Origin of the sequence: Nonomuraea ferruginea (genome assembly GCF_039540635.1) — a bacterium.
Lineage (GTDB): Bacteria > Actinomycetota > Actinomycetes > Streptosporangiales > Streptosporangiaceae > Nonomuraea > Nonomuraea ferruginea.
In genome coordinates this window covers 152,540-167,558 of the sequence record NZ_BAABFD010000014.1, presented here as the reverse complement: position 1 = coordinate 167,558, position 15,019 = coordinate 152,540, and the positions used below count along the sequence as shown (strand labels likewise).

The following is a 15,019-nucleotide window of genomic DNA, read 5'->3' as shown; positions in this document are numbered from 1 at the left end:
CTTAAGATGCAGCCAGAATCTGGCTGACGTAGCGTGCCACCGCGCGCACGGCGCCCATCGTCACGGGGTAGTCCATCCTGGTGGGGCCCAGAACGCCGAGCCGGGCCAGTTGGTTGTCGCCTTGACCGTATCCCGTCGCGACGATGGACGTGCCCCGCAGTCCGGTGTAGGCGTTCTCCGATCCGATGCGCACGGTGAGGGCGGAAGGTGTGTCTGAGGAAGTCTCGCCGAGCAGGCGCATGAGCACCACCTGCTCTTCCAGCGCTTCGAGCACCTCGCGCAGGCCGACGCTGAGGTCGGCGCCGGCGAGGTTGGCCGCCCCGGCGAACACGATCTTCTCGTCGTGCCGTTCGACGAGCGTCTCCAGCAGGACGGACAGGATCGTGGCCATCGCCGGCCGCTCGTCGACCGGCAGCCGCTCGGGCAGGTCCGAGACCAGCTCGGGCACGCTGCTCAGGCCGCAGCCGTCGAGGCAGTCGTTGAGCACCCCGCGCATGTGGGCGATGCGGTGCTCCTCCACCACCTCGGGCAGCTCGACCATGCGCTGCTCGACGCGGCCCATGTTGGTGATCAGCACCAGCATGACGCGGCGGTCGTGGAGCGGCACCAGCTCGACGTGGCGCACGGTCGAGCGGTTGAGCGTCGGGTACTGCACGACGGCGACCTGGCGGGTGAGCTGCGCGAGCAGCCGCACCGTGCGCATCACCACGTCGTCGAGGTCGACCGCTCCCGCCAGGAACGTCTCGATGGCCCGGCGCTCGGCCCCCGACAGGGGCTTGACCTGGGAGAGCCTGTCGACGAACAGGCGATAGCCCTTGTCCGTCGGCACGCGCCCGGCGCTGGTGTGGGGCTGGGCGATGTAGCCCTGCTCCTCCAGCGCCGCCATGTCGTTTCTCACGGTCGCCGGCGACACCTTCAGATTGTGACGCTCGGCGAGCGCCTTGGAGCCCACCGGTTCGTTGGTCGAAACGTAGTCTTCGACAATGGCGCGTAGCACCGCGAGCTTCCGATCGTCGAGCACGTGCGCACCTCCTACCGCCGCTTTCAGGGAAACGCCAGACCTAGCACTCTGTGTTCCCGAGTGCCAAGTGTACGGGTCTCGCTCACAGGGTGCGATAACACCGTTGTCCCCGCTGCTGGCACGCGTGAACGACAAGCATCACAATTGCCGACATGAACGACAATCCACCCCAGCGGCCTGTTGATCCGCCTTCAGGGCAGGATCCTCCTTTTGGTCAGCCTTATCCCCAGGGTGAACCTTCCCCGTACGCGCCGCCACCCCCACATTCCGGCCCGAACCCGTACGGATCTCAACCCCCCGGCCCCTACGGGCCCCCGCCCCAAGCGGGTCCCGGGCCGTACGGCGGGAGTCCGTACGGTCAGCAGCAGCCCGGCTACGGGTACGGGCAGCAGCCGCAGTTCGGCGGGCCGCAGTACGGGCCGCCGGGAGCACCCTACGGACGCCAGGTGGACCCGAAGGAGCTCCGCCCGCGGCTGCGGTGGATCGCGGTCGCGTGGGGCGTGGCCGTCGCGTGCGTCGTGGCGGGCGTGGTCCTGTTCGTCACCGGCATCGTGAACACCGTCGAGGACATCGCCCCGTCCACGACGTTCGCCGCCGGCGAGACGGTCACGGTCTCGCTCGACCCCGACGACCGACCGTCCGTCTACGTCTCCACCGACGCCCGGGTGAACTACCGCTGCGAGATCTCCGGCGGGCCCGGCCAGGCGCGGCTCGTCAACGCGCCGGGCTCGCAGACGGTGACGGCCGGCAGCCGGACGTGGGAGCAGATCCTGCTGGTCAACGCGCCCGCCGCGGGCGAGTACCAGCTCACCTGCGTCATCCAGGAACAGGGTGACGTGCTGTTCGGCGTGGGCAGGGACGCGCTCTCGGCGGCCGGCGGCATCGTGGGAGGACTGGCGGCGCTGCTGCTCATCCCCGGCGTGGGCGTGCTCGGCGCGATCATCGTGACGGTGGTCGTCCTGATGCGGCGGAGCGGCCATCGCAAGCGCCTCGCGACGGCCGGGTGATTTGCTACGGTCCCCGTGTGTACGACGGCGATGTTCTAGCGGGAAACTGGCGGCGTCCCGGCAAAGGGAAGATCCCCCAAGTGGCCGCCGAACCGGACCTGGTCGTGGAGGACGCCGACAGCGGCTTCTGCGGCGCGGTGGTGGCCTGCGACAAGGAGGCGGTGACGCTGGAGGACCGCTTCGGCAAGCGGCGGCTGTTCCCGCTGGCGCCCGCCGCTTTCCTGCTGGAAGGGCGGGTCGTGACGCTGGTGCGACCGCAGGCCGCCGCGCCCCAGGGTCACAGGCGCAGCGCCTCGGGGTCGATCGCGGTCGAGGGGCTGCGGGCCAGGGTCGCGAGGGAGAGCCGCATCTACGTCGAAGGCGTGCACGACGCGGCGCTGGTGGAGAAGATCTGGGGTCACGACCTGCGGGTCGAGGGCGTGGTCGTGGAGTACCTGGAAGGCGTCGACGACCTGCCCGCGATCGTCGGCGAGTTCGGCCCCGAGCCGGGGCGCAGGCTGGGAGTGCTGGTCGACCACCTGGTGCCGGGTTCCAAGGAGAGCCGCATCGCGGCCCAGGTGACCTCGCCGCACGTCCTCGTGGTGGGCCACCCGTACGTCGACATCTGGCAGGCGGTCAAGCCGTCCGCTCTGGGCATCCGGGCCTGGCCCGAGGTGCCGCGCGGGGTTCCGTGGAAGGAGGGCGTGATCGCCGCCCTGGGCTGGCGGATGGAGCCGGCCGACGCGTGGCGGCGCATTCTGGGCGCCGTCTCGACCTACGCCGACCTGGAGCCGGAACTGCTCGGCCGGGTCGAGGAACTGATCGACTTCGTTACGGAGGCATCGTGAGCCAGGATCCGCACCCACCGCCGTCCGACGAGGACGCGACCCGCCGCATCCCCACCGACAACCCCCCGCAGGGCTACGGCCCGCAACCCGGCTCCGAGCCCGGGTACAGGTACGGCCAGCAGCCCGGTTCCGAGCCCGGCTACGGGTACGGACAACAGCCCGGCCACGGCTACGGACAGCAGCCCGGGTACGGGTATGGGCAGCAACCTGGCCACGGGTACGGACAGCAACCTGGTTACGGCTACGGGCAGCAGCCACAGCCGCCGTACGGTCACCAGCAGCCTCCGTACGGTTACGCCGCCCCCCACCGGCAGCAACCGCACGTCCCCGGCAGGTACGGCCCGCGCCCGGGCACCGACGACACCACCATGGCCATGGTCTCCCACCTGCTGGGCCTGCTGGTCTCCTGGGTCGGCCCGCTGATCGTCTACCTGATGAAGAAGGACGAGTCCCCGTACGTCAGGGACCAGTCGGCGGAGGCGCTGAACTTCCAGATCACCATGTTCATCGGCTTCATCGTCGCCGCCCTCTTCTCGATCATCCTGATCGGCCTCCTGCTGCTGCCGATCGTCTGGATCATCGCGCTGATCTTCCAGATCCAGGCCGCCATCGCGGCGCAGCGGGGCCAGAACTACCGCTACCCGATCAACATCCGCCTCATCACGTGAGCAGGTCGCGGACCAGCGCGTCCGCCAGCAGCCGGCCGCGCAGGGTGAGCACCATGCGCCCGGCCTTGAACGCCTCCGGCTCCAGCAGCCCGCCGGCCAGCGCCGCGGCGACCTTGGGGCGCGCGCCGGGCGCCACGTCGGCCAGCGGGTAGCCGGAGTCGAGCCGCAGCTCCAGCATGAGCCGCTCGGTCTCGCGGTCCTCGGCGGCGAGCTCCTCGCGCGCGTGCGCGGGCGAGTGGCCGGCGGCCAGGCGCTGGGCGTACGGGGCCGGATGCTTGACGTTCCACCACCGGGTGCCGCCGACGTGGCTGTGGGCGCCGGGACCGACGGCCCACCAGTCGCCGCCGGTCCAGTAGAGGAGGTTGTGGCGGCAGCGGGCGGCGTCGCCGGTGGCCCAGTTGGACACCTCGTACCAGCGGAGCCCGGCCTCGCCGAGCATCTCGTCGGCGATGAGGTAGCGGTCGGCGGCCACGTCGTCGTCCGGCATCGGCAGCTCGCCGCGCCGGATCCGGGCGGCGAGACGGGTGCCGTCCTCGACGATGAGGGAGTAGGCCGAGACGTGGTCGGGCCCGGCCTCGACGGCGGCGGCCAGGGAGGCGCGCCAGTCGTCGTCGGTCTCGCCGGGAGTGCTGTAGATCAGGTCGAGGTTGACGTGCTCGAACCCGGCCTTCCTGGCCTCCAGCACGGCCTGGCCGGCCCTGCCTGGGGTGTGTTGCCGGTCGAGCACCCGCAGGACGTGCTCGCGGGCGCTCTGCATGCCGAAGCTGACCCGGGTGAAACCGCGCTCGCGCAGCTCTTCGAGGTAGCGCGGGTCGACGGACTCGGGGTTGGCCTCGGTCGTCACCTCGGCGCCTGGCGCGAGGCCGAACTCGGCGTCGATGGCCGCGAGGATCCTGCCCAGGTCGCGGGCGGGAAGCAGGGTCGGGGTGCCGCCGCCGAAGAACACCGTCTCGACCGGCAGCCGGGTCTCGCCGAGCACCCGCCGCGCGAGCCGTACCTCCGCTATCGCGGTGTCGGCGTAGTCGCCGTGTGAGGCGCCAGGGCCGAGCTCAGCGGCGGTGTAGGTGTTGAAGTCGCAGTAGCCGCAGCGCGTCACGCAGAACGGGACGTGCACGTAGAAGCCGAACGGCCGCTCGCCGAGGCCGCGCAGCGCGCTCTCGGGCAGCTCGCCGGAGGCGGGCGCGGGATCTCCGTCAGGCAGCGTGGAAGGCACGTCTCCAGTCTGCCCGGTCCCATTGACTGCCCGATCCAGGAGATCTACGATCCGGGACAACTTATAGGAAAGTTTCCTATAAGTCAGGAGGCGCACCCCGTGAAGAAGAGCATCCTCATCGCCCTCTCCGTCTTACTGTCCCTGACCGTGACCGCGCTGCCCGCCGAGGCCGGAGGCGACCGTTTCAAGCGGGTCGCGTACTTCGTCCAGTGGGGCGTCTACGGGCGCGACTACCACGTCAAGGACGTCGACACCAGCGGCGCCGCAGCCAAGCTCACCCACGTCAACTACGCCTTCGGCTTCGTCGACGCCGCCGGTGACTGCTACTCCCCCGACCCGTGGGCCGACTGGCAGCGGCCGGTGCCGGCCGAGCAGAGCGTGGACGGCGTCGCCGACGCGCCCGGCCAGGCCCTGAACGGCAACCTCAACCAGCTCCGCAAGCTCAAGGCCAAGCACCCCCGGCTGAAGGCGCTCATCTCGCTGGGCGGCTGGACCGGCTCGAAGCACTTCTCCGACGCCGTGCTCACTCCCGAGTCGCGCGCCAGGCTGGCCGCCTCCTGCATCGACCTGTGGCTGCGCGGCAACCTGCCCGGCCTGGAGCCCGGCGCGGGCGCGGGCGTGTTCGACGGCATCGACCTCGACTGGGAGTGGCCGGGCTCGTCCGGCGCCGAGGGCAACGTGATCAGGCCGGAGGACAGGCGGAACTTCACCCTGTTCCTGGAGGAACTGCGCGCCCAGCTCGACGCGTACTCCAGCGACGCCGAGCTGAGCGCCTTCCTCCCCGCCGCCGCCGCGAAGATCGACGCCGGTTTCGAGGTGCGGCGGGTGTTCGACCTGCTCGACTTCGCCACCGTCCAGGGCTACGACCTGCGCGGCAACTGGGAGCTCCGGACGGGCCACCAGGGCAACCTGTTCACCGACGGGCGCGACCCGAACGAGGTCCGCTACAGCGTCGACCAGACCGTCCGCGACTACCTGCGGCGCGGCGCCCCGGCCCGCAAGCTCGTGATCGGCGTCCCCGCGTACGGGCAGGGCTGGACCGGCGTCACCGGCGGCGGGAAGGGCCTCTACAAGGCGGCCACCGGCCCCGCCCCCGGCAAGTGGGCCGCCGGCGTCGAGGACTACAAGGACCTCGTGACCAAGCCGGGCAAGCGCCACCGCGACCTGCTCACGGGCACGCTCTGGATGTACGACGGCAACGAGTTCTGGTCGTACGACGACCCGGCGGTGATGCTGCAGAAGGCCGCGTACATCAGGCTCAAGGGGCTGGGCGGCGCCATGCTGTGGTCCATCGACCAGGACGACTCCCGCGCCTCGCTCACCACGGCGCTGCACAAGGTCCTGAGGTGACCTCCCCGCGTTGATCCCCCGCGTGGGCGCGCTCGCGCCCACGCGGGAGGTCCCGCGAAGCTACGAGGGCACGCCCAGGACGCGCTCGGCCACCCGGTCCCATCGCTCGTCGTATCCGGGGACCTCCAGGATGCGGCGCAGGAGCTTCTCGTCGCCGTGGTAGGCCAGGAAGGACTCGGCCACGGTCACGCTCGCCGCCGGCCGGTGGAGCACCTCCACCTCGTCGCCCACGCCCAGCTCGCCCAGCTCCAGCACCCTGAGGTACGCGCCGGGCCGGGCGGCCTCGGTGAAGCGCTTGACCCAGCGGGGCTCGTCCAGCCAGTTGCGGAAGACCACGCACGGAACCCGCGGGGCCGCCACCTCCAGGAGCGTGCTGCCGATCCGCCAGCGCTCCCCGATCAGCGCGCCGTTGACGTCCAGCCCCGAGGTCGTGAGGTTCTCGCCGAACCTGCCGTCACGCAGCTCGCGGCCCAGCTCCCGCTCCCACCAGTCGTAGTCTTCCCTGGCGTAGGCGTAGACGGCCTGGCCGGGGGATCCGTGGCTGGGTTTGTCGGCGCGCTCGTCACCGGCCAGGCCGTTGGCCAGGACCGCCACCCGGTGGGTCACCGGCCGCTTGTCGATGGCCGTGCGCTTCAGCTTCCCGGCCCAGTCAGCGTCGACAGCTTGCCCGATATTTACCGATATAACACGCATACGGGGGACGGTATCGGAGCCTCCTTGCCTTGAGCGATGAAGTACCAGGCCAGACAGGTGACCATCTCCGCCACGTCAGGCCCGGTCGTCGGCGAGGTCTAACAAGGTTTCCAGGGCGGCCTGGCGCGCCTCCTCCACGGACGCGCCCCGCTCCCCGAAGCACTCGGCCGCCACGTCGAGCAGCGCCGTCACCACGGCGGCGTCGGGATAGGGCACGTCGACCACGACCTTGCCGTCATCGCCCAGCACCGCCGGCCTCATGTGGGCCCGCAGCAACCGCCGCGTCTCCTCCGCCACGGCGACCCCCAGCACAGCGGCACGCTCCATGCGCTCAGCAGCCATCATCTCACCCTCCAGTCGCACAGGTGTTCGGATGCCCAGGCTAACGGGACCCACCGACAAAACCCCGGCCTCCCGGCGGATGCCCGAGAAGCGGGTCACTTCTGAACCGCGCGCCGAAGGTGATCGTCTCAGGGGCATGAGAAGAAGCTGGGCCGCGGCCTCGGCACTGGTGCTCGCCGCGTGCGGCGGCACGGGGGTTGACCAAGCGGGCAGGACCACGCCGACGACCGCGCCTCCAGGGGCCACATCGGCCACCCGACCACCGCGACCAGCCTGGCCACGTGACCAGCCCCGCCACACCGACCACCGCGACCAGCGCGACCAGCGCGGCCACCGCAACCAGCCCCAGCCACAACGACCACCACGACGAGCCTGGCCACTGTGAGCAGCCAGGCCACCACTGCCACGGCCACGGCCGACCGACCCGCCGCTGAACCGGCCGCTCCCGGCCGTCCTGTCGCGCAGTGGCTGCGGGTGGGCGGGCTGGCCGCACCCGGCCTCGGCGCCGTCCGCCCTCCGACGCTGGTGGTCTACGCCGACGGCCGGGCCATCGCCGGCGCGGCCCACGAGCTCCACCTGCCGCCCGCCGAGGTGGAAGCCCTGGTCAAGGCCCTGGATCAGGAGCTGGCCGGGCAACCCGCCACCGCCTCGCCCCGGCCCGGCTCGCCGACGTTCCACGACGCGCCCACGACGATCCTCGGCGTGGACGGCGGCGACGGGATGCGGGAGGTGCACGTGCCGTACCTGGAGCACGCCGCGACCCGCTACGACGCCGCGCTCGTCACCGCCCGCGACCGTCTCTCCCATCTCGCGGGCCGCGTCACCGCGCGGGGCCGGGCCTACTCCACCGATCGCGTACGTCTGTCCGCCGAGCGGCTCGCCTCCCCCGGGACGACCGCGGAACCCCTGCCGGAGGGCGTACCCCTGCCACCCGATACGACCTCGGCCCGGAAGGACTACAAGGGCCACAAGGCGACTGCCATCACCCGGCTGATACCGGGCGACGGATCATGGCACGTCTACCGCCTGCCGACCGGCGGGCATCTCGCGCTGTCGTGGCGCTACCTGCTCCCCCACGAGTGAGAGAACCCGTCGACTTCGAAAGCGTCGCCCGATTCGCCAGGCAATCGCTAGCAATCGATGGAGAGCGTGGACACACAGCGGCTGCAGGCTGGGCTGCGCCTGGTCGCACGCGGCCAGGAAGAGGTCGCGGCGGCGCTCGGCGAGCACGACCCGGCGAGCGAGGACGAGCGGACGGCCCGGGTGATCCAGGAGTGGGGGTTGCCGCGGGCTCACCCAGGAGGCCTCAGAGCTTTTCCAGCGCCACGGGTTCGCCCCCCAGATCACCGAGGGCTGGACACGCGGCGACTGGGTCGAGATCGGCGACGACGGCCTGCGCTACCTCACCGGCAAGTCGCACCGCTGGCTGGAGGAACGGCGACGAGCTTCTCCGTACGCAGCTACGAGATCGACGCGCAGGGCCACCTCGACAACGCAGTACGGCGACCACGCCCGCTGAGAGCTGCTGCGCGCGGCCGGGATCGGGGCGGACGACCTGCGGAGCGGCGTCGGCCCCGTCACGCTGGAGAACACCATCCGCTACCTCCGCTCGGGCGACGAAGTGGACGTGACGTGCGCGTTCGAGTGGAGTGAGGGCAGGACCTTCCGGGTGCGGCAGGAGTTCCCGCGCCCCGCCGGAGAGCTGGCCGCCGAGCTGACGGGCGTCGGCGGGCTGCTCGACCTGCGCGCGGCGGCTGCTCGACCTGCGCGCGCGACGGCTGGTCGACGATCCGAAGGCCCGCCGGCGGCCTCACCCGAGCTGCTGGGTCTCTGACCGGATGCCCCGGACACGCGCGACGATGGCTAGGCTCGGGATGTGGACGACAAGATCATCAAGGTTCGCGGCGTCACGGTCGAGCTAGAAGGCGTTCCCGTGCTGCGAGACCTGAGCCTGGCGGTCGCGCGCGGCGAGGTGGTGGCCGTCGTCGGCCCCAACGGGTCGGGGAAGTCGACGCTGCTGCGCTCCCTGGCCGGGCTGGTGCCGGTGTCCGCCGGATCGGTCGAGGTGTTCGGCGCGCCCCCGGTCGACGGGCCCGCCTTCTGGCGCCGGGTGGCATGGGCGGCCGACGAACCGGCGTGGTACCCGGGGTTGACCACGCGCGAGCACCTGGAGCTGATGCGGGCCGTCCACGGCGAACCCCGGCTGGAGGTCGAGGCGGCGCTGGAGCTGTTCGGGCTGTCCGCGCGGGCCGACGCGCCTCCGCTCAACCTGTCCACCGGCCAGCGCCAGCGCCTCGCCCTGGCCGCCGCCCTGATCAGACCCAGCGAGCTCCTCCTGCTCGACGAGCCCGAGCGCGGCCTCGACGCCGCCTTCCGCGAGCGGCTCGGCGCCCTTCTCGCCGGCTACGCCGCCGCCGGCGGCACCGTCGTGGCGGCCACCCACGACGCCGCCCTCGCCACCGGCGCCCGCCAGGTCTTCCCGGGCAACCAGCTCACCTCCTGACCGCCGTCCGATCATCGAGAAGGAACCATGAACGACGCCACCGACGCCCGCCTCGCACGCGCGTTCGTCCGCTCACGGCAGCGCCGGCCGGTCAGCCTGCTCGACCGCTACGTCTCCGTCTTCATGCTGGCCATCGCCGTGGCCGTCTTCGGCAACCCGGTGACCACGGCCGTGACGGGGCTCGCCGGGCAGGTGGACGCGGCCCGGATGGGGCCGGGGGTGGCGCTGGTGATGCTGGCGCTGGCCGGATTCCTGGCCCTGGGACGGGCGGCGGGCCCGGTGGTGCTGCCGGCCGCCGACGCCTCGTGGCTGCTGCTGTCGGGCGTCGGCCGCCGAGGGCTGCTCGGGCGGCCCGTCCGGATCCTCGCGGTGATCACGCTCGCGGCCGGGGCGCTGTTCGGGCTGGCGTTGCTCACCGCGCTGGGGGCTCCCGACCAGCTCGTCTGGCGGCTGCTCGCGGCGGTGGTGCTGGGGATGTCGGCGAGCGCCGGCGGGATGGCCCTGGCCGTACTCGGCCAGGGATCGCAGGCGTGGCAGACCTGGTCGACGGTCGCGCTGGTGGCGGTGCTGGCGGTGGCGGTGGCCGCGGCCATCGGACCGGCGCGCGAACCGCTCGCCGCCGTCGCCGCCGCGCCGGCGCAGGCCCTCGGAGCCGCCGCGGCGGGCGCGCTGGCGGCGGCCGCCCTTCTGGTACGTCATGCGTGGACGGCGCTCGACCGGATACCGGCGGGCACGTTGATGGGCGCGGCGACGAGGGCACGCCATCTGACCACGGCGGCGACGCACCTGGATCCCGGCGCGCTCACCTGGGCGGCCGAGGACGACCACTGGCGGGGCAGGCGGCTGCGTTCCCGGCGCTGGCCGTCGCTGCCGGCCCCGCTCGCGCTGGCCTGGCAGGACTGGCGCCGGGTGGCGCGCCGCCCCGGCCGCCTGGCCCTGATGGCGGCCACCACCACCCTCCCCGCCCTCCTCACCCAAGCCACCGGCGCCGCCCCCACCAACCTTGGCCGCGGATCAGCCGCAGAAAGCCTCACGGGGATGCCGGACGCAGGAAGTCTCGCAAGCACCGCAGGCGGGCAGAGCGCAGAAAACCTCGCGGGGATCGCAGGCGGGCCAACCGCAGAGAACCTCACGGGCATCGCAAGCGGGCCAACCGCAGAGAACCTCACGGGCATCGCAAGCGGGCCAACCGCAGAGAACCTCACGGGCATCGCAAGCGGGGCCGTTGCCGGTGGTGGGGGGCCGATGGAGGGGGTCGGTGCGCTGGTGGGCGGGCTGGCGCCGGCCGCGTTGCTCATCGGCGGGGCGCTGGCCGTGGCGGCGAGCGCGGTGGCCGGGGCGCGGCGGGACGCCGACAATCCGGCGCTGGCCAGGCTGGCCGCCGTCGGCACGCGCGCGGCCCTGCTGGCCCGCGCGCTGCTGCCGGCGCTGCTCGCCGCCGCCTGGATGGCCGCCGCGCTCGGCTGGCTGGCGGCGGCCGGGGCCGTCGCGGGCCCCTGGTGGGCGTTCGGACCACTGGCCGCGCCCGCCCTGGCGGCGGGCGCGCTCCGGATGGCCCGCAGGCCGCCCGTGGACCACTCGCTGCCGCTGATCGACACCCCGGCGGGCGCCATCCCGACGGGCCCGGTGTTCTGGGCGGCCACCGGCCCGGACCTGGCCCTGCTGGGCAGCCTCCCGACGCTCGCCGCGCTGGTCACACAGCCCGCGGACCCGTCTGGCTACCTGGCCGCCCAAGCCGTCACCGGCCTGGGCGCGCTCGCCGCGTACGCGTACCGGCAGAAGGCTCGATAAGCGCCGACCCGCTGTCGGCCGCGCCTACGCGTACCGGCAGAAAGCTCGATAAGCGCCGTCCCGCTGCCGGCCGCGCGTTCGCCGCGTACACGTACCGGCAGAAGGCTCGCTGAGCGCCGTCCCACTGCCGGTCCGCGCGTACGCGTACCGGCAGAAGCGGTAGAGCCCTTACTTCTTTGGCTTGTCGGAGCCGGAGTCGGTCGACAGCGCGGCCACGAACGCCTCCTGCGGCACCTCGACCCGGCCGACCATCTTCATCCGCTTCTTGCCTTCCTTCTGCTTCTCCAGCAGCTTGCGCTTACGGGAAATGTCGCCGCCGTAGCACTTGGCCAGGACGTCCTTGCGGATGGCGCGGATGTTCTCGCGAGCGATGACCCGGGCCCCGATCGCGGCCTGGATCGGCACCTCGAACTGCTGCCTGGGGATCAGCTCGCGCAGCTTCTTGGCCATCTCGGTGCCGTACGCGTAGGCCTTCTCGCGGTGCACGATGGCGCTGAAGGCGTCGACCGGCTCGCCCTGCAGCAGGATGTCGACCTTGACCAGGTCGGCCTCCTGCTCCCCGGCCGGCTCGTAGTCGAGCGAGGCGTAGCCGCGGGTGCGCGACTTGAGCTGGTCGAAGAAGTCGAAGATGATCTCGCCGAGCGGCAGCGTGTAGCGGATCTCGACGCGGTCTTCCGAGAGGTAGTCCATGCCGAGGAGGTTGCCGCGCCGCCCCTGGCAGATCTCCATGATCGCGCCGATGAACTCGGACGGGGCCAGGATCGTCGACTTGGTCACCGGCTCGAAGACCTGCGCGATCTTGCCGCCGGTGGGGAACTCCGACGGGTTGGTGACGGTCAGCTCGCTGCCGTCTTCCATGATCACGCGGTAGATGACGTTGGGCGCGGTCGAGATCAGCGACAGCCCGAACTCGCGCTCCAGCCGCTCGCGCACGATCTCCATGTGGAGCAGCCCGAGGAACCCGACGCGGAAGCCGAACCCGAGCGCCGCCGACGTCTCCGGCTCGTAGACCAGCGCCGCGTCGTTGAGCTGCAGCTTGTCGAGCGCCTCGCGCAGCTCTGGGTACTCGTCGCCGTCGATCGGGTAGAGGCCGGAGAACACCATGGGCTTGGGGTGCTCGTAACCGGCGAGCATCTCTCCGGCGGACTTGACCGCGGAGGTGACGGTGTCGCCGACGCGCGACTGCCGCACGTCCTTGACCCCGGTGATCAGGTAGCCCACCTCGCCGACGCCCAGCCCCAGCTCGGCCGGGCGCGGCTCGGGCGAGATGACGCCGATCTCCAGCGTCTCGTGGGTGGCGGCGGTCGACATCATGAGGATGCGCTCGCGCTTGCCCAGGTGGCCGTCGACCACCCGCACGTACGTGACGACGCCGCGGTAGGTGTCGTAGACCGAGTCGAAGATGAGCGCCCGGGCGGCCGCGTCGGCCCGGCCGACCGGGGCCGGCACCTCCCGCACCACGTGGTCGAGCAGCTCGCGCACGCCCTCGCCGGTCTTGCCCGACACGCGCAGCACGTCGGACGGGTCGCAGCCGATCAGGCCCGCCAGCTCCTCGGCGAACTTCTCCGGCTGCGCCGCTGGCAGGTCGATCTTGTTGAGCACCGGGATGATGTGCAGGTCGGCGTTCATGGCCAGGTAGAGGTTGGCCAGGGTCTGCGCCTCGATGCCCTGGGCGGCGTCGACCAGCAGGATCGCGCCCTCGCACGCCTGCAGCGACCGGGACACCTCGTAGGTGAAGTCGACGTGACCCGGTGTGTCGATCATGTTGAGGACGTGGCCGTCATACGGCAGCCGGACGGCCTGGGACTTGATCGTGATGCCGCGCTCTCGCTCGATGTCCATCCTGTCGAGGTATTGAGCGCGCATGGAGCGGTCGTCGACCACCCCCGTGATCTGCAGCATCCGGTCGGCAAGCGTGGACTTGCCATGGTCGATATGCGCGATGATGCAGAAGTTGCGGATCAACGCGGGGTCTGTCTGGCCAGGCTGAGTGCGCACCGAAGTCCGTTCCGACAGGTTTGAGGTCAAGCGTCTTTCATGGTGACATGCCCGGGTGATGTCCCGAACCGTCATCCGCCGCGGCCTGCGCCTGATCGCGCTCGCCTCGGTCGTCATGGTCGCGCTGATCGGCGTCTTAGCCGCCGCGTTCCGGCTCCAGTTTACCGGGGCTCCGGCCGGGTGGGCGATGAGCACCGGCAACGACGCCCTCTGGCTGGGCCACATGTGGGTCGACGGCCGCCGCGACGAGCAGGACGTGCGCGTCCTCGCCGAGCGCCTGCGCACCACCGGCGTCAAGGATCTGTACGTGCACTCCGGTCCCTTCGAGCTGGACGGGAGGCTCGACCCGGCCAAGTATCCGAACGCCTCACAGTTCGTCCAGTGGGCGAAACGGCATATGCCGGGCGTGCGCGTCTCCGCGTGGCTCGGACAGAAGGTCAAGAACGGCCTGGACCTGGACGATCCCGCCGCCCGCCGGAACGTGCTCGACGGCGTCGCGGCCGTCATGAAGGCCGGGTACGACGGCGTCCACTACAACTTCGAGCCGCTCGGCGACGGCGACACCGACTTCCTCGTCCTGCTGGACGAGACCAGGCGGCACGCGTCCCTGGTGTCCACCTCGACCCCGCAGATCGAGCCGTACCCGCTCATGCGGATCGGCACGAGGGCCGTCATGGGCCACGACAAGTACTGGTCGCCCGGATACTTCCAGGAGGTCGTGTCCCGGGTCGACCAGGTCGCGGTCATGACGTACGACTCCGGCCTGCCGCTGGAGTCGCTGTACGGCGGACACGTGGTGCGGCAGGCGGAGCTGGCCCTGGACCTGGTGCCCGAGTCGAAGTCCCTGTTCGTCGGCGCCCCCGCCTACCACGACCACGGCGTCCCGTGGAGCGACGCGGCGGAGAGCGTCGCCGTGGCCGGCCAGGGCGCCAAGCTGGCGCTGTCGGAGCACGGCCCGCGCGAGCGGTTCGGGCTGGCCCTGTACGTGGACTTCGCGGCGACCGAGGAGGACTGGCGGGAGTACGAGGAAAACTGGTTATCCTGAAACCGGGCGTTGATTTGAGCGGCCACCTGAGTTATTGGTAGCCTGAGCAACTGCGTGTGGCGCGCCCTCTCTCGAGCCCGCGCGCTTCATCCACCACCTTTAGACTTCACCGAGGCTTCTTCGTGGCGAACATCAAGTCCCAGATCAAGCGCAACAAGCAGAACGAGAAGGCTCGCCTGCGCAACAAGGCTGTCAAGTCCTCTCTCAAGACCGCGGTCCGCAAGTTCCGCGAGGCCGCCGAGCAGGGCGACGTCGAGCAGGCCGCGGCGCTGCAGCAGGTGGCCGCCCGTCAGCTCGACAAGGCCGCCAGCAAGGGCGTCATCCACAAGAACCAGGCCGCCAACCGCAAGTCGGCGATCGCCAAGCAGGCCGCCGCGCTCGCCGCGGCCAAGTAGGCGCCGGTCCGGCCATAGGAGCGCCGCACTCCCTCACGGGGTGCGGCGTTTTCTGCTGCTCGGGCACAGTCTCAAGAGCAATGTCACAGTTTCAATATCACATACGCGTCGCCGGGCCGTATCTTCTCCGTCACCGTTGACATCGCGCTCTTGCCCTCGGTGACGC

The 15,019-nt window shown here is 71.4% G+C and carries 15 protein-coding genes; 10 read left to right on the top strand and 5 right to left on the bottom strand.

The window, feature by feature from the left end; all coding sequences use genetic code 11:
- Position 1 precedes the first annotated feature (1 nt).
- The gene (hrcA, locus tag ABD999_RS26125; RefSeq protein WP_148033491.1) at positions 2-1,021 is read right to left on the bottom strand and encodes a heat-inducible transcriptional repressor HrcA; all 1,020 of its coding nucleotides are present in this window, start codon (positions 1,019-1,021) and stop codon (positions 2-4) included.
- 446 nt (positions 1,022-1,467) lie between these two features.
- Here hrcA and ABD999_RS26120 point away from each other — a divergent pair, with 446 nt between their 5' ends.
- Genes ABD999_RS26120 through ABD999_RS26110 form a run of 3 tightly spaced genes read left to right on the top strand, consistent with a single transcriptional unit; the run spans position 1,468 to position 3,523 of the window.
- Positions 1,468-2,028 (top strand): hypothetical protein, encoded by a 561-nt coding sequence (locus ABD999_RS26120; RefSeq protein WP_261808756.1) that lies wholly within the window; start codon positions 1,468-1,470, stop codon positions 2,026-2,028.
- Positions 2,029-2,045: 17 nt separating this feature from the next.
- Entirely contained in the window at positions 2,046-2,855 is an 810-nt protein-coding gene (locus ABD999_RS26115; protein WP_219544117.1) for a DUF3097 domain-containing protein, read from the top strand.
- Entirely contained in the window at positions 2,852-3,523 is a 672-nt protein-coding gene (locus ABD999_RS26110; RefSeq protein ID WP_271280100.1) for a DUF4870 domain-containing protein, read from the top strand. Before ABD999_RS26115 ends, ABD999_RS26110 begins: the two co-directional genes overlap by 4 nt.
- Here ABD999_RS26110 and hemW read toward each other — a convergent pair.
- Positions 3,516-4,736 carry a radical SAM family heme chaperone HemW gene (gene hemW, locus ABD999_RS26105; protein WP_271280099.1) on the bottom strand — a complete coding sequence of 407 codons (1,221 nt, stop codon included), beginning with the start codon at positions 4,734-4,736 and terminating at the stop codon, positions 3,516-3,518. The two genes, ABD999_RS26110 and hemW, sit on opposite strands and share 8 nt — an antisense overlap.
- Before the next feature lie 99 nt (positions 4,737-4,835).
- On the opposite strand from hemW, the gene ABD999_RS26100 reads away from it, so the two are divergent.
- Entirely contained in the window at positions 4,836-6,086 is a 1,251-nt protein-coding gene (locus ABD999_RS26100) for a glycoside hydrolase family 18 protein (protein WP_271280098.1), read from the top strand.
- Between the two features lie 60 nt (positions 6,087-6,146).
- On the opposite strand, the gene ABD999_RS26095 is transcribed toward ABD999_RS26100, so the two are convergent.
- Both ABD999_RS26095 and ABD999_RS26090 read right to left on the bottom strand, forming a co-directional pair.
- Positions 6,147-6,779 carry an MOSC domain-containing protein gene (locus ABD999_RS26095; RefSeq protein ID WP_271280097.1) on the bottom strand — a complete coding sequence of 211 codons (633 nt, stop codon included), beginning with the start codon at positions 6,777-6,779 and terminating at the stop codon, positions 6,147-6,149.
- Between the two features lie 75 nt (positions 6,780-6,854).
- On the bottom strand, positions 6,855-7,124 hold the full coding sequence (locus ABD999_RS26090; protein ID WP_271280096.1) for a hypothetical protein: 270 nt from the start codon (positions 7,122-7,124) through the stop codon (positions 6,855-6,857).
- 378 nt (positions 7,125-7,502) lie between these two features.
- On the opposite strand from ABD999_RS26090, the gene ABD999_RS26085 reads away from it, so the two are divergent.
- From ABD999_RS26085 to ABD999_RS26070, 4 genes are all read left to right on the top strand, one after another.
- Complete coding sequence (locus ABD999_RS26085) at positions 7,503-8,204, top strand: hypothetical protein (protein ID WP_271280095.1); 702 nt, start codon at positions 7,503-7,505, stop codon at positions 8,202-8,204.
- Positions 8,205-8,643: 439 nt separating this feature from the next.
- Positions 8,644-8,955, top strand: coding sequence for an acyl-CoA thioesterase (locus ABD999_RS26080; RefSeq protein ID WP_333485748.1), 312 nt, complete (start codon positions 8,644-8,646; stop codon positions 8,953-8,955).
- A gap of 42 nt (positions 8,956-8,997) precedes the next feature.
- Positions 8,998-9,624: a heme ABC exporter ATP-binding protein CcmA gene (ccmA, locus tag ABD999_RS26075; protein ID WP_271280093.1), complete on the top strand. Its 627-nt coding sequence runs from the start codon at positions 8,998-9,000 to the stop codon at positions 9,622-9,624.
- A gap of 27 nt (positions 9,625-9,651) precedes the next feature.
- Complete coding sequence (locus tag ABD999_RS26070) at positions 9,652-11,415, top strand: DUF6297 family protein (protein WP_345482928.1); 1,764 nt, start codon at positions 9,652-9,654, stop codon at positions 11,413-11,415.
- A gap of 168 nt (positions 11,416-11,583) precedes the next feature.
- Here ABD999_RS26070 and lepA read toward each other — a convergent pair whose 3' ends face one another.
- The gene (gene lepA, locus ABD999_RS26065) at positions 11,584-13,413 is read right to left on the bottom strand and encodes a translation elongation factor 4 (RefSeq protein ID WP_271279644.1); all 1,830 of its coding nucleotides are present in this window, start codon (positions 13,411-13,413) and stop codon (positions 11,584-11,586) included.
- A 58-nt stretch (positions 13,414-13,471) separates the two neighbouring features.
- Here lepA and ABD999_RS26060 point away from each other — a divergent pair, with 58 nt between their 5' ends.
- Both ABD999_RS26060 and rpsT read left to right on the top strand, forming a co-directional pair.
- The gene (locus ABD999_RS26060) at positions 13,472-14,458 is read left to right on the top strand and encodes a glycoside hydrolase family 18 protein (RefSeq protein WP_246639583.1); all 987 of its coding nucleotides are present in this window, start codon (positions 13,472-13,474) and stop codon (positions 14,456-14,458) included.
- 122 nt (positions 14,459-14,580) lie between these two features.
- Complete coding sequence (rpsT, locus tag ABD999_RS26055; RefSeq protein ID WP_148033503.1) at positions 14,581-14,853, top strand: 30S ribosomal protein S20; 273 nt, start codon at positions 14,581-14,583, stop codon at positions 14,851-14,853.
- Positions 14,854-15,019 lie beyond the last annotated feature (166 nt).

Bases quoted from the DNA above. Each gene is read 5' to 3' on its own strand.
- ABD999_RS26095 (WP_271280097.1), bottom strand. From the start codon at position 6,779: ATGCGTGTTATATCGGTAAATATCGGGCAAGCTGTCGACGCTGACTGG.
- ABD999_RS26090 (WP_271280096.1), bottom strand. From the start codon at position 7,124: ATGATGGCTGCTGAGCGCATGGAGCGTGCCGCTGTGCTGGGGGTCGCC.
- ABD999_RS26070 (WP_345482928.1), top strand. From the start codon at position 9,652: ATGAACGACGCCACCGACGCCCGCCTCGCACGCGCGTTCGTCCGCTCA.
- ABD999_RS26060 (WP_246639583.1), top strand. From the start codon at position 13,472: ATGTCCCGAACCGTCATCCGCCGCGGCCTGCGCCTGATCGCGCTCGCC.